At 63.9% G+C, this 13,268-nt stretch carries 13 protein-coding genes; 3 read left to right on the forward strand and 10 right to left on the reverse strand.

Annotation, left to right across the window (positions count from 1 at the left end; genetic code table 11):
• Positions 1-339: 339 nt before the first annotated feature.
• From fabG to NVB75_RS06760, 9 genes are read right to left on the reverse strand one after another with little or no spacing between them, the layout of a single operon-like run.
• Entirely contained in the window at positions 340-1,098 is a 759-nt protein-coding gene (gene fabG / locus NVB75_RS06720) for a 3-oxoacyl-ACP reductase FabG (protein ID WP_258346564.1), read from the reverse strand.
• Entirely contained in the window at positions 1,095-2,540 is a 1,446-nt protein-coding gene (locus tag NVB75_RS06725; RefSeq protein ID WP_258346565.1) for an FAD-binding oxidoreductase, read from the reverse strand. Before NVB75_RS06725 ends, fabG begins: the two co-directional genes overlap by 4 nt.
• A 20-nt stretch (positions 2,541-2,560) precedes the next feature.
• Positions 2,561-3,424 (reverse strand): fumarylacetoacetate hydrolase family protein, encoded by an 864-nt coding sequence (locus tag NVB75_RS06730; protein WP_258346566.1) that lies wholly within the window; start codon positions 3,422-3,424, stop codon positions 2,561-2,563.
• Positions 3,412-3,843, reverse strand: coding sequence for a thioesterase family protein (locus NVB75_RS06735; protein ID WP_076016944.1), 432 nt, complete (start codon positions 3,841-3,843; stop codon positions 3,412-3,414). The genes NVB75_RS06730 and NVB75_RS06735 overlap by 13 nt, the downstream gene beginning before the upstream one ends.
• Before the next feature lie 46 nt (positions 3,844-3,889).
• Positions 3,890-5,719, reverse strand: coding sequence for an acyl-CoA dehydrogenase (locus NVB75_RS06740; protein ID WP_258346567.1), 1,830 nt, complete (start codon positions 5,717-5,719; stop codon positions 3,890-3,892).
• Positions 5,720-5,749: 30 nt separating this feature from the next.
• Positions 5,750-6,967 (reverse strand): beta-ketoacyl synthase, encoded by a 1,218-nt coding sequence (locus NVB75_RS06745; protein ID WP_258346568.1) that lies wholly within the window; start codon positions 6,965-6,967, stop codon positions 5,750-5,752.
• Positions 6,967-7,197: an acyl carrier protein gene (locus tag NVB75_RS06750; RefSeq protein WP_226477312.1), complete on the reverse strand. Its 231-nt coding sequence runs from the start codon at positions 7,195-7,197 to the stop codon at positions 6,967-6,969. The genes NVB75_RS06745 and NVB75_RS06750 overlap by 1 nt, the downstream gene beginning before the upstream one ends.
• A 46-nt stretch (positions 7,198-7,243) precedes the next feature.
• Complete coding sequence (locus NVB75_RS06755) at positions 7,244-8,272, reverse strand: beta-ketoacyl-ACP synthase III (RefSeq protein WP_258346569.1); 1,029 nt, start codon at positions 8,270-8,272, stop codon at positions 7,244-7,246.
• Positions 8,273-8,328: 56 nt separating this feature from the next.
• Positions 8,329-9,222, reverse strand: coding sequence for a DMT family transporter (locus NVB75_RS06760; RefSeq protein ID WP_258346570.1), 894 nt, complete (start codon positions 9,220-9,222; stop codon positions 8,329-8,331).
• A 156-nt stretch (positions 9,223-9,378) separates the two neighbouring features.
• Here NVB75_RS06760 and NVB75_RS06765 point away from each other — a divergent pair, with 156 nt between their 5' ends.
• Positions 9,379-9,960, forward strand: coding sequence for a helix-turn-helix domain-containing protein (locus NVB75_RS06765; protein ID WP_258346571.1), 582 nt, complete (start codon positions 9,379-9,381; stop codon positions 9,958-9,960).
• A gap of 18 nt (positions 9,961-9,978) precedes the next feature.
• On the opposite strand, the gene NVB75_RS06770 is transcribed toward NVB75_RS06765, so the two are convergent.
• Positions 9,979-10,587, reverse strand: a complete 609-nt coding sequence (locus tag NVB75_RS06770) for a LysE family translocator (RefSeq protein ID WP_017475278.1) — start codon at positions 10,585-10,587, stop codon at positions 9,979-9,981.
• Between the two features lie 112 nt (positions 10,588-10,699).
• Between NVB75_RS06770 and NVB75_RS06775 the strand changes: the two genes are divergently transcribed.
• Both NVB75_RS06775 and NVB75_RS06780 read left to right on the forward strand, forming a co-directional pair.
• Complete coding sequence (locus NVB75_RS06775; RefSeq protein ID WP_017475279.1) at positions 10,700-11,563, forward strand: LysR family transcriptional regulator; 864 nt, start codon at positions 10,700-10,702, stop codon at positions 11,561-11,563.
• Positions 11,564-11,858: 295 nt separating this feature from the next.
• Positions 11,859-13,085 carry an MFS transporter gene (locus NVB75_RS06780; RefSeq protein WP_003209751.1) on the forward strand — a complete coding sequence of 409 codons (1,227 nt, stop codon included), beginning with the start codon at positions 11,859-11,861 and terminating at the stop codon, positions 13,083-13,085.
• The last annotated feature ends 183 nt before the right edge of the window (positions 13,086-13,268 follow it).

Raw genomic sequence — 13,268 nt, forward strand, 5'->3', positions numbered from 1 at the left:
ATCCGCCGATCATAGCCCGATCATGATGGATGGCAAAAAGGAATCATAGCGGCCCGCAAAATAGCCCCAGGCAATGTTGTTGAACCAGATGCGTCGCCACCAGCAGGCTGCGCCATCCTTCAAGGTCATAGGACAGCGCCCGCCAGAGCACCCACAGCGAATAATAATAGAAGTGGAACACGGCCCCGGTCACGGGGCCTGCCCGCAGTTGGCCTGGACCACCATGACCATGGCGTTCCAGCGCAACAGCGCAACCACCTGGCGCACGCCCCCCAGCCTGGCATCCCTTGTCATGTCGATCTGCTCCGAAAAGGCAAAGTACCGGGGCCGCCAGACCGCTCAGGTCACCAGGCCACCGTCCACGACCATGACCTGGCCGGTGATGTAGGCGGCATCATCCGAGAGCATGAACGCCACCACCTTGGCCACCTCCTGCGGGGTGCCGAAGCGACGCATGGGGATGCGGTTTTCCATCTCGGCTACGCGCCGCTCGTTGAGCTTGCGGGTCATGTCTGTGTCGATGAAGCCCGGCGCCACGGCATTGATCCGCACGCCACGCGCGCCGAACTCGACCGCCATCGAGCGTGTCATGCCGATCAGCCCGGCCTTGCTCGCGCAATAGTTGGCCTGGCCCGCGACGCCGACCAGCCCGGAAATCGAGGCCATGTTCACCACCACACCATGGCCCTGCTCGACGAACAGCGGCAATACCGCCTTGCAGGCGTAGAACGCACTGTCGAGGTTGCCGCCGATCACGTCGTGCCAATGCTCGGCGCTCATCGCCAGTGCACCGCGGTCGCGGGTAATACCGGCGTTATTGACCAATCCGTCGAGGCCGCCAAAATGCGCGACGCACTGCTTGACCGCCTGCGCAATGGCACTCGCGTCACGCCCGTCGGCGCGCACCGGCAACACCTTGTCCGCTCCCAGCGACGCCGCCAACTGTTGCGCCTGCTCGTCGCTATTGAGGTACGTGAAACACACGTTCAGGCCCCGCGCCGCGAGGTCTGCGACCACCGCCGCGCCAAGCCCGCGAGAGCCTCCGGTGACCAATACCGTGCGCATATTGGCGCCGGGTGCGTTAGATGCAGTGTTCATGGGCGTGCCTCCCTGGCAGGTTTGTCGAAGGAAAAGATCTTTCCGGGGTTGAGAATATTGTCCGGGTCCAGCGTGCGCTTGATCGCGCGCATCATCTCCACCGCGCCCTCGCCCGCCTGGTCGAGCAGGTACCCCTGCTTGTGCAGGCCAACACCATGCTCGCCGGTGCAGGTGCCGGCGAGGCGGATGGCGCGGGCCACCAGGCGATCGTTCAGGGACTCGGCCAGCGCCCATTGCTCGGGGTCTTCAGGGTCGACCAGGTAGCCGAAGTGGAAATTCCCGTCACCCACATGCCCCACCAGGAAATACGGCATGCCGGTCGCATCGACTTCGGCAATGGACTCCAGCAGGCACTCGGCGAGGCGGCTGATCGGCACGCAGGTGTCGGTGCTGATCGCCCGGCAACCGGGGCGCGACTGAATCGCCGCAAAATAGGCATGGTGCCGCGCCGTCCAGAGCCGCCGCCGGTCCTCCACGCTGGTGGCCCACTGAAACGCTTGGCCGCCCCAGTCACTGGCGATCGCCTCCACGGCCTGGGCCTGCTCGCGCACACCCAGCTCACTGCCATGGAACTCCATCAGCAACATCGGCGCCTGGGGCAATTCCAGCTTGCTGTGCACATTGACCATGCGCACGGTGTTGGCGTCGATCAATTCGATGCGCGCCACGGCGATCCCGGACTGGATCACCTGGATCGCCACGTTCACCGCCTGGTCGATGCTGTCGAACGAGCACACCGCGGCACAGATCGACTCCGGCACCGGGTGCAGGCGCAAGGTGATTTCACTGATGACGCCCAGGGTGCCTTCGCTGCCGACCATCAGGTGAGTGAGGTCGTAGCCGGCACTGCTTTTCTTCGCCCGGGTACCGGTGCGGATCACCTCGCCGCACGCGGTTACCACCTGCAGCGCCAGCACGTTTTCTTTCATCGTGCCGTAACGCACTGCATTGGTACCGCTGGCGCTGGTGGCGCACATGCCACCGATGGAGGCGTCGGCGCCCGGGTCGATGGGGAAGAACAGCCCGGTGCCCTTCAGGGCTTCTTCGAGTTGGCGACGGGTAACCCCCGGCTGCACGGTGACGGTCATGTCTTCGGCATGGATCGCCAGAATCTGGTTCATCTGACTCAGGTCAAGGCTGATACCGCCCTGCACGGCCAACAGGTGGCCTTCGACCGACGAGCCGGCACCGTAGGCAATCAAGGGCACGCGGTGGGCGGCGACCAGGCGCACCGTGTCAACGATGTCGTCGGTACCCTGGGCGAACACCACGGCCTGGGGCAACGGTGCGTCGACATAGGCCGACTCGTCACGGCCGTGCTGCTCGCGCACAGCGGTGGCGGTGGAAAAGCGTTCGGCGAAGCGTGCGGCAAGGGCCTCGATCAACTCGGCCGGCGCCTCGCGCAACGCCGTGCGGAAAAAAGCCTGGGCGGGAACTGTCATGTCATTTCCTTATTAGCGTGTCAGCGTCCATCGAACCTGCGGCATACCTGGCGCTGGGCACCCAGGCCAACCACTTCGGCCTCCACCACATCGCCCTCCCGCAGAAACGGCTGGTCCGGGCGCCCCAGGGCCATGCCACCCGGGCTGCCGGTGAGGATCACGTCGCCAGGGTGCAGGGTCATGAAGCGGCTGAGGTAGTGAACCAGGTGGTGCACGTCGAAGATCATGTCCTGGCTGTTGTCGTGCTGCATGACCTCGCCATTGACCCGGCAGATCAACTCCAGCTCTTGGGGCGACGGCACCTCTTCGGCCGTCACCAGGTAAGGGCCCAACGGCGCAAAGCCATCGAATGACTTGCCCTTGATCCATTGCCCGCCCCGCTCCAGCAACCAACCGCGCTCAGACAAGTCATTGGCGGTGCAATAACCGAGAATGCAGGCGGCGGCGTCGGCCGGCGTGGGCAGATACTGGACCCGACGCCCAATCACCACACCCAGCTCCACCTCCCAGTCGGTCTTGTCGCCGTCCAGAGGCAGCACCAACTCATCGAAGGGGCCGCCCAACGCGTGCACAGACTTGCTCGACACAATGGGCTCATCCGGCACCGGCATGCCCGCCTCACGGGCATGCCGGTGATAGTTCAGGCCGATCGACAGGATCTGCCCCGGGCGCAGCGCCGGGCCGATGCGTTCATGCTCGGTGTGCACCAGGGGCAGCGACGCCCAGCCCTGGGTGAAACGCCGAGCCAGTTCCGCGACCACCGGAATCGCCAGGGACGCCCCGGCCCAGTCGTCGACCCAGGCGCTCAAGTCACGCACCGAGCCATCGACCGCGACGGCGCAGGGACGCTCGCGCCCCGCTGCACCGACCCTCAGCAGGCGCATGACACGGCCTTGCGCGGGTTGAGGAAGCGCTCGAAAAACGCGCTCTCCTCGTCACTCATGGTCCGTGGGTAACGCCCTTCGTAGTTGAACGGTGCCATGGTGGTCGATGCCAGTGCGCACAAGGTCTCGCCATCGCGCACTTCATACTCGATGGTCACCGCCGCCGCGCGGACCTCCGACACCCACATATGAATCGCCACAGGTTCGTGACGGTGCACCAGCGGGCGCTTGTACTCGATCGCATGCCTGACCACCACCGAGCCGCCACTGAAGAACGCGTCACCCTGCTCGGCACCCAGGCGCCAGATAAAGTCGACCCGCGCCTCCTCCAGCAGGCGCAGGAATGAGACATTGTTGACCACCCCATAAACGTCCATGTCAGACCAGCGGACGGGGCATTGATAAACGTGCACGGACATTGGGCTCTCCGAAGTGGCTGGGCGCGCAGCGAGCGCGCTGGCGTTATCAGTCGACATTGGCATTCACCTGTTTGCAGAACGCCTGGATGTAGTCGTCCTGGGCGATTGGCGCACGCAGCAGTTCAGGCGACAGGCCGAAGCCGTCGATCAGCATCGACACATGCGGGCGCAGGGCCACGCACTGCTGGTCGATCCGCCCCGGCAACGACAGGGCCTGGCCGGCATCGATCAGCTCATGGGCCAGGTACCAGGCCGCATCGCGGCGCAGCAGGTTGAGCCCGTAGAGCGATGCCAGGCAATTGAGCGCCGCCTTGGCCTCGTCCTGTTGTGCATGCAGCGAGGCACTCCAGAGTTGTTCCAGGGCAAGACGCTCACCCCGCAGGCGCGCGAGTTCCAGGCCCGGGTTCATGGCGTCGTTCCACACCTCGAAATAGCCGCGCTCGTCGGTGTTCATCTCCTCGCGAATCGTCAGCCACAGTTGGTGCTCGCGGAAGGCAATCGCCGCGATCAACCACTCCGGCTCCGCCAGGCGCCGTGCACGCACAGGGCGCAACGGCTCCGGCCCTTGCCAGACCTGGGCCAACAACTGGCCAGCCACCGTTGCGAGCAGCACCAGGTTGTCGCCTTCAGCGGTCACCAGGCCTTGCAGCAGCGAACCGTAATCGGCGATGCGGTTGGCGCTGAAAATACCCTGGGCACCGCAGCGTTCGCGGCACTCGGCAATCACGGCGCTGGCATCCCACGTCGCGAGTGCCTTGGTGATATTGATCAGGCTGACGACATCGGCCGCCGGCTCAGCCGTGTTGGCCAGGAAACGTGCCTTGGCCTCGTTGAGCAGCAGGGTCATCGCGTAGGTGCTGGCCAGCGCCGAGAACAGCGGCACCTGGTAGCTACGGTACTCGATGACCGGCATGTCATTGGTGCCCGGCGCGTTGGTCAGGCGCTGCTGGCCGTAGCGCAACGCGATGTACAAGCTGGCACGGCTTGCACCCTGCGCGGCACTGGCCACACACATACGGCCCGGCACGATCCGCGACATCGCCCGCAGGAAACGCGACCGCGCATTGCCCGCGCCGACCACAAAGTGGCCGTCTTCCGCGAAGTGGCCCATGTCACCGTGCAACAAGCTGCTGCGTGGCACCCGCACGTTGTCGAACCAGGTCAGGCCGTTATCCAGCCCTTGCACCGGTTTCTCCGGGCACAGCGCGGCGCGGATACCCGGGCACAGGCCGGCTTCGGTCGACAGCCGGACCAGGAAAGGGAATACGCCGTAGTCCTTGCCCTCGATCTTCAGCCGCGCCATCACCGTGGCGACTTTCGGAATGTCGCCAAACCCGCTGTAAGACATGTACTTCTGCGCACTCACACTCGGCGTATTGAGCGTGAAGGTCTGGCTCTGCCGGTCGTACACGGCCTCGGTCTGCAACGCCGCGACGTTGTTGCCAAAGCCCAGTTCGGTGGCCATGTAGGGCCCGAACGAGGTCAGGCCGTCCAGTGCCTCGGTGAGGTCGGCAATGTCGGAACGGTCCCGGGCATGGTCGAACACCGTGCCCAGGCACAGGTTGTAGTGGACCATCAGCAACGAGAAGCTGGCGACGTCCAGCAGGCTCGGCCATTCGGCCAGGGCAAACAGCCGGCGCGGGTTGGCGAGAATCTCCAGCGGGCGTTCCAGCGCCCCATGCACATGACGGCTGCGGGCATAGGCCAGCCGCCCGGCCTGCTCCATGTTCAGGCCCGACTGCGGGTCGAAGATCGGGTCGAGCAGTACCTCGCGGATACTCTGGTGATGGCTTTCAAACGTGCCAGCGAACAGCACGTCGCGCAGTTCATCGCGCGCTTTCAGGGCGTCAGCGCCCGGGATGCTTGAATCAGTCATGACATGTCCTGTGCAGTGAGCGGCAGCGTCTCAGGCGGCGAACACCAGTGAGACGTTCTGGCCGCCAAATCCGAACGAATTGGAAAGCGCCACCTTGATCGGTTGGGTGCGGGCCTGGCCCTGGACCAGGTCAACCGCGATCAGCGGGTCGGGGTTGCGCAAGTTGGCCGTCGGCGGTACTTGCCCGTGCTCAAGGGCGAGCAAGGTGTAAGCCGCCTCAATGGCACCGGCAGCGCCCAGCAGATGCCCGGTAACGCCCTTGGTCGAGCTGACCAGAATCTGCGGCCCGAACAGCTCGGCGATGGCCTTCGACTCGGTCACGTCGTTACCCGGCGTCGAAGTGCCGTGGGCGTTGACGTAATCCACAGCGCCCGCCTCGATGCCTGCATCACGCAGCGCACCTTGCATCGCCAACCGCGCACCGAGCCCTTGAGGGTGAGGCGTCGTCACGTGGTGAGCGTCGGCGGAAGCACCGTAGCCGAGCAGGCGCCCCCTGCTCCGCGCACCACGGGCCTTGGCATGCGCCTCGGACTCGAGCACGAATATCCCCGCGCCTTCGCCGATGACGAAGCCGTCCCGCGCCACATCGAACGGGCGCGATGCGCCGCCCGCGTCAGTGTTGCGCGACAACGCCCGCATCTTCGCAAACGCCGCGACATACAGCGGAGTAATCGGGGCTTCTGCACCGCCGGCCACTACAATGTCGCAAACCCCACGGTTGATCAGGTCCTTGGCCATGCCCAGCGCCGAAGCGCCGGAAGCACAGGCCGAACACGGCGCCAGGCACGGGCCGCGTGCGCCCAGCTCAATGGCCACCTGGCCGGCAGCCATATTCAGCAGGCCCATGGGCAGGGTCAGCGAGGAAATATCATCGGCACCTTCGGCAAGCAGCACGGCGTGCTGTTGCTCCAGGGTGGCGGTGCCTCCCGCGCCCGAACCGATGATGACGGCCACGCGACTCTCGTCTTTCCAGTTGCCCGCTTCGAGCCCCGCATCCTCCAGGGCCTGGCGCGCCGCCAGCAGCGCGAACTGCGCGTAACGGTCCCACTGCCAGGGGCTTTTCACCCCCAGCAGCGCGCTGTCGATACTCGGTACTCGGCAAGAGATCCCCACCGGCAACGCTTCAAGGGTCTTGTCTGGCGCGGCGGTGGCTTCACCTGCCAACACCCGCCGCCAGTTCGCCTCGATGCCAATGCCGGCCGGCGTGACCAGGCCGATGCCGGTCACCACCACAGCCTCGGCGCCCATCACGCCTTACCGTTGGCCAGCGCCAGAACGTCACCGACCGTGGCGACGTCCGAGAGCTGTGCATCACTGATTTGCACGCCGAGTTTCTTTCTCAGCAACTGGGCCAGGTCGACCTGCGACAGCGAGTCGAAACCCAGGTCTTCGAGGGAGGCCTCGGGAACGATACGGCTTTCTTCGATGTTGAAACGCGCGGAAATGGCTTGGGCGATTGCTTCGTTACTTACGGTCATCACATGACTCCTGTTGTGTGGAACTGTAGGTTGGGAAAAATCTGAATCAGTCTTGCCACTCACTGTTGCGGGTGGTCAGTTGCGGCCAGCGCAGCACGGTAGAACCCCACGAAAGCCCCGCACCGAATGCACTCACCAGTACCCGCTGGCCGGCCTGCAGGTCGCCGCTCAGGGCGAGGTCATTGAGCAGCAGCGGAATGGAGGCGGTCAGGGTGTTGCCCAGGCGCTGGATATTCGCCGCGACCTTTTCGGCAGGCAGGCCCAGCTCGAAGGCCACGGATTGCAGGATGCGCACATTGGCCTGGTGACCGACGAACCAGTCCACCTGGTCCATCGACCATTGCGTACGGTCCAGCACGCTTTGGGCCGAGGTAGACATGCGGGCGACGGCTTGTTCGTAGACCGCGCGGCCGTCCATGTGCAGGTAGAACTCGCTCGGCGCTACCGTGCCATGGCCCAGCCCGACGCTGGCTGAACGCTGGCGCGAGCCGCCCGCCGGAATCGCCAGCAAGTCCGAACGCGCGCCGTCACTGCCCAGGTCGAAGCAACCCAGTGCGCCGTCCTCGTCCGGTTCGCCACGGCGCAGCACTACCGCCCCGGCACCGTCACCGAAGATCGGCCGGGTGGCGCGGTCCTCCGGGTTGACGAAGGTGGTGAACGCTTCCGCGCCGATCAACAACACACTGTCGGCAATGCCCGCGGCGATCAGCCCGGAAGCGGTCGCCAGCCCGTAGACGAAACCGCTGCAGGCGGAGGTCATGTCATAGGCGGCGATATCACCCAGGCCCAGTGCCGACGCCACTTCCGGCGCCACCGCCGGGCAGATGCGGTCTGGGGAGGTGGTCGCGACCACCACGGCTTGCACCGCCCGCCCACCCGCCGAAGCGAGCGCCCGGGCACCGGCTTTGATCGCCAGGTCGCGTACGCTCAAACCGTCACTGACCATCCTTCGTTCACGGATCCCTGTGCGCGATTCGATCCACTCGGGAGTGGTATCGAGCCCGTCGGAAATCTGCTGATTGTCAATTATCTGAGGCGGAAGACAGCCTCCCAGGCCACACAGGATCACAGTCACGATCAACTCCCTTGATTCAACGATGGTTCAGACGGCCTGCGATGTCGCGCCAGGCCCTAAGTCACTTCCTGGCACCTCGCCTTGCCCAGCGACCAGCCGAAGTTCATGCCGGCCGCCGCCAGCAGGATGGCGGCCGCGCCCACCACCTGCAGCACGCCGAGTGGATGGGCGAAGGCCACCCAATCGACCACGATGGCAACGATCGGATAGATGAACGACAGCGCCCCCACCAATGCCGTGGGAATTTTTTGAATGGCGCTGTACAGCAGGGTCGACATGAGCCCCGTGTGAACCACGCCAATGATGATCAGGTACGTCCAGGCCCCATCGATCGCGTCCACCGTGGAGAAATCCACGAACGGCGCCAGCACCAGGACGCCCACCACCATCTGGATCAGCACGATCAGATGCGCGGGCAAATCCTTGAGTCGCTTGGTGATCGCCGCGGCCACGGCGTAGAAGAAGGCCGAAGCCAGGGCCAGGCAAACACCCAGCAGGTAATCGGCGCCGGTGGCCTGGCCGCTGCCCTTGGCGGACACGATCAGCATCAGGCCGGCGAAGGCCACCAGCAGCCAGCCAACCTTGGCGGCATTCAGGCGTTCGGCAAAGAACAGCACACCCAGGCCCACCAGCATGAAAGGCTGAATGTGGTAGACCACCGTCGCGATGGCGATGGAGGAATAACGGTAAGCGCTGAACAGCAACACCCAGTTGAGGATCAACGCCACCCCGCCCAGGCACACCAGGATGAATTGCCGCGCAGTGATCCGGGAACGCCGCAGCACGCCGAGCGCCAGGCACGCCACCAGCATCGCCATGGCGCCGAACAGGCAGCGCCAGAACACGACGGCCTCGGGACTCTGGCCCGACATGATGACAAACCAGCCCACCGTGCCGGAGATCACCATGGCCGAAATCATTTCGAGCGTTCCACGGGCTTGCGACTTCATCACACACTGCTTCCTTGCGGCAGGCATTGCCGTAACCTAAGCCACCTGTTTGCTGGCCAGGGTTCGGCAATACGAACTTTATAATGAACTAATGACCACTATACTGAACAAGGTGTAACAGAGCGTCAACCCATTTTAGGATGATCTATAAAACAAATGAACGACATAACGAACAACCTGTTCAGCAACAATCCGAGTCGAATTGATCTGCTGGCCCTGTCTATCAAGCGCGAACGTCTGGCTGCCGGGCTCTCGTTGACCGAATTGGCGAAACGCGCGAGCGTGGCGAAGTCGACCTTGTCCCAACTGGAATCCGGCATTGGCAATCCCAGCATCGAAACCTTGTGGTCACTGGCCATGGCGATGGGGTTGCAAGTCACCCGGTTCTTCGAACAGCCCCAGCAAAACCTGCGGGTGATTCGTGCCAACGAAGGCATGACCACCTATGCCGAAACCGCCAACTATGCGGCGACACTGCTTGCCGATTGCCCGGCGGGGGTGCGGCGCGATATCTACCGGCTGAAGGTCCAGCCTGGTGAGGTGCGCCTGTCACAGCCGCACCCGGCCGGCACCGTCGAGCATGTGGTGCTGTGCAGCGGCAGCGCGAATATCGGCCCGGCCAATGAACCCGTGCTGCTCTACGCTGGCGACTACATCAGCTACCTGGCGAATGCGCCCCATGTGTTTGAAGCGCTTGAAGCGGATACCACCGCGGTGATGGTGATCGAGCACCCTTGATGGGGTGGGCATGTGCCCTCAGGCATGGATAGGCAGGGCCAGCCCAAACAGTACGAAGAACCCGCCACAGACTTTATTGAACCGACGCCCGGTTCGAGCCAGCCAAGGCCGGACCCGGTGCGCAGCGCTCGCCACCAGGTATTCAACGATGAACTCCACCACGGCGTAAGTCAGCGCGATGGTGATCGTCTGCGCGATGATGCTGCGGTGGGAATCCAGGAAAGGTGGAATAAACGCCGTAAACAGCAACAAGGCCTTGGGGTTTGAAATCGCCGATACCAGCCCCTGACGGAACAGCGACCAGCTCCGCGAGCTGGTTGCGCCGGTCGCCTCAAGGCTGACCGGTGCCGCCCGCCACAGCCCGAAGCCCAGCCAGATCAGGTACAGCCCGCCGGCCACCTTCAACGCAAAAAACCAACTGGCCGACGCCTGGATCAGCGCCCCCAACCCCAAGGCGCAAAGCGACAGCACGATGGCAAAACCGAGCACGCCACCGGTGATGGTGAACAGCGTCTTCCGATTGCCGTGAAGCGCGCCGTGGGTCAGCGCCAACAACGCATTGGGCCCCGGCACCACCGCGATGCCGAAGCAGGTAGCCAGGTAAAGCAGCCAGGTATCAAAGGGCATGATCCGATCCAGTAGGTGTGAGCCAGGCCAGAATCTTGCGGGTGAACAAACAGTCATGAAAAGCGCATAATTCACGTCACAGACATTCGATTAACGAATAAAGGTAAGCGCAATGCCGGCCAGTGACTTGCAACTCGATTGGCTCAAATGCTTTGTGGCCGTGGTGGATGCCGGCTCCTTGTCGGGCGCCGCCCATGAGGTCAACCGCTCGCAGTCCGCCGTCAGCATGCAGATGAAAAAACTCGAGGCCGCCCTTGGACGGCAATTGTTGAGTCGAGGCCCCCGGCACCTGCAACTGACCGCCGACGGCCAGACACTGCTGGGCTACGCCCGCCGCATGCTCGCCCTGCACGCTGAAACCCAGGCGGCGTTCCACGGTGAAGAGCTGACCGGGCGCATCCGCCTTGGCGTCGCGGAAGACTACGCGGCCAGGTACCTCACACCGCTGCTCAAGCGTTATTCGCCGCGCTACGCAGGCGTGGAAATCGAACTGACCTGTGAACAGTCGACCACGCTGATCCCGCAGTTGCGCAGCGGCGACCTTGACCTGGCGCTGGTGTCCAGGGACTCGCCCCAGAGCGGTACCTTTCTGTTCAAGGAACCCATGGTCTGGGTCGGCTCCCCGCAGTTCGAACTGTGGCGACGCGACCCGCTCCCCATCGCCGTCTATGAAAGCGCAAGCCTGGCGCGGCGGTATGCGGTGAACTCACTGACCCAACAGGGCCGCGAATTCAAGGTGGTCTACAACAGCTCCAGCCTTGCCGGCCAGGTGGCTGCTGTCGAAGGTGGCCTCGCAATTGCCGCGATCACCCAATGCACCGTGCAGCCATCGCTACAAGTCTTGGGTGAGGAGCACGGTTTGGCAGCCATTGAACCCATGGACGTTTCGATTTTGCGCAGCCGGGCCTCTCGAAGCTCCAAAGCGGTGAACAGCCTGCATGCGTTCATCATCCGGGCGCTAAGGGTTCAGCCTTAGTGGAGAAAGCATTACCCTAAACCCACGCCTGAACACCAACGCGAGAGGGTCACCCAATAACCTGTGGCGAGGGAGCTTGCTCCCGTCGGACTGCGCAGCAGTCCCCTCACTGGCCCACTGGGAACTCGCGGTCGACACAGAAGCGACCGCTCTACTCAGGCCGTCTTATCAACGAGACTGATGATTACTATCGAACCGGTCGCCTATTGGCTTACCAAAACCCATTCCTATAATCGCCTCCACTTTCTCCCTCCCGTCTGTCCTCAGGCGAAATATCCTCCCGGAACCCGACACCATGCCAAGCGCAAGCCGGGCCCCTAGCGGCCTCCCCGAACATAATCAACAAACCGTCCTGCAGCAGTGGCTGGCGATTCTCTCGGTTGCCGTGGGCGCCTTCGCCCTGGTCACCAGCGAATTCCTGCCAGTAGGCGTACTCAACGACGTCGCCGCCGACCTCGGCATCAGCGCCGGCCACGCCGGCCTGATGGTCACCCTGCCCGGCATCATGGCCGCCCTCGCCGCCCCGTTGCTGTCGGTGGGCATTGGCGCCATGGACCGCCGCTACCTGCTGATCGGCCTGACCCTGATCATGATCATCGCCAACATGGTGGTGGCCTACGCCAGCGACTTCAGCCTGCTGCTGTTCGGCCGCGTACTGCTGGGCATCAGCATTGGCGGCTTCTGGGCCACGGCCATCGCCCTCAGCGGCCGCCTGGCGCCCAAGGGTGTAGGCGTAGCGAAGGCCACCTCGATCATCATGATGGGCGTGACCCTGGCCACCGTCCTAGGCGTGCCCGTCGGCACCTGGCTGAGCGGCCTGATGGGCTGGCGCATGACCTTCCTCGTCACCGCGCTGGTGGGCATCCCAGTACTGTTGGCACAGATGTTCCTGCTGCCGCGCCTCGAACCGGAAAAAGCCATCCGCATCGCCGACCTGCCGGCCCTGTTCATCAACCCACAAGCCCGGGTCGGCTTGATCGCCGTGCTGCTGATCGGCCTGGCGCACTTTGCCGCCTACACCTACGTCGCCCCGTTCTTCAAAAACAGCTCCGGCTTCGACGGCCCGACCATTGGCTCCCTGCTGCTGCTCTACGGCGTGGCCGGCGTAATGGGCAACGTCTTCGCCGGCTTCGCCGCCAACCGCAGCGTGCGCCACACCCTGCTGCTGGTGGCCCTGATGATCGGCACCAGCACCGCCCTGTTCCCCTACTTCGCCACCGGCATGAGCGGCGCCGTGATGCTGATCGCACTGTGGGGCTTCGCCTTCGGCGCCTTCCCGGCCTGCGCAAGCATCTGGATGTTCGTGGTGGCGCCCAAGGATGTGGAACGTGGCATGCCGCTGTTCGTCGCGTTGTTCCAGGTGATCATTGCCGTGGGCTCGTTCTTTGGCGGGCAGATTGTCGACAAGATGGGGACGTCGGTGCTGTTGAGTTTGGCGACCGCGTTGGTGGGCGCTGGGTTTGTGACGGTGCTGGTGTTGGGGCGCAAGGTGAGTAATAGCCTGGCGGCGCAACCGGCCTGAGAAAGAAAAACGGGACTGATGGATTTCAGTCCCGTGGCTTGGGGCAGTGAGCACGGCGCCTTGCTCCATTGCCTACAGTTGCGTCAGAATCCGCCGGCTTGTGCACCTGGGTGGGCGTCTCTAAGGTTGCTCGGTCGCTGAAAACTCAGTGATCGGGTTTAGTAGCCCGAGGTTTAACCTAAC

Origin of the sequence: Pseudomonas sp. CBS, assembly GCF_024734645.1 — a bacterium.
Taxonomy (GTDB): Bacteria; Pseudomonadota; Gammaproteobacteria; order Pseudomonadales; family Pseudomonadaceae; genus Aquipseudomonas.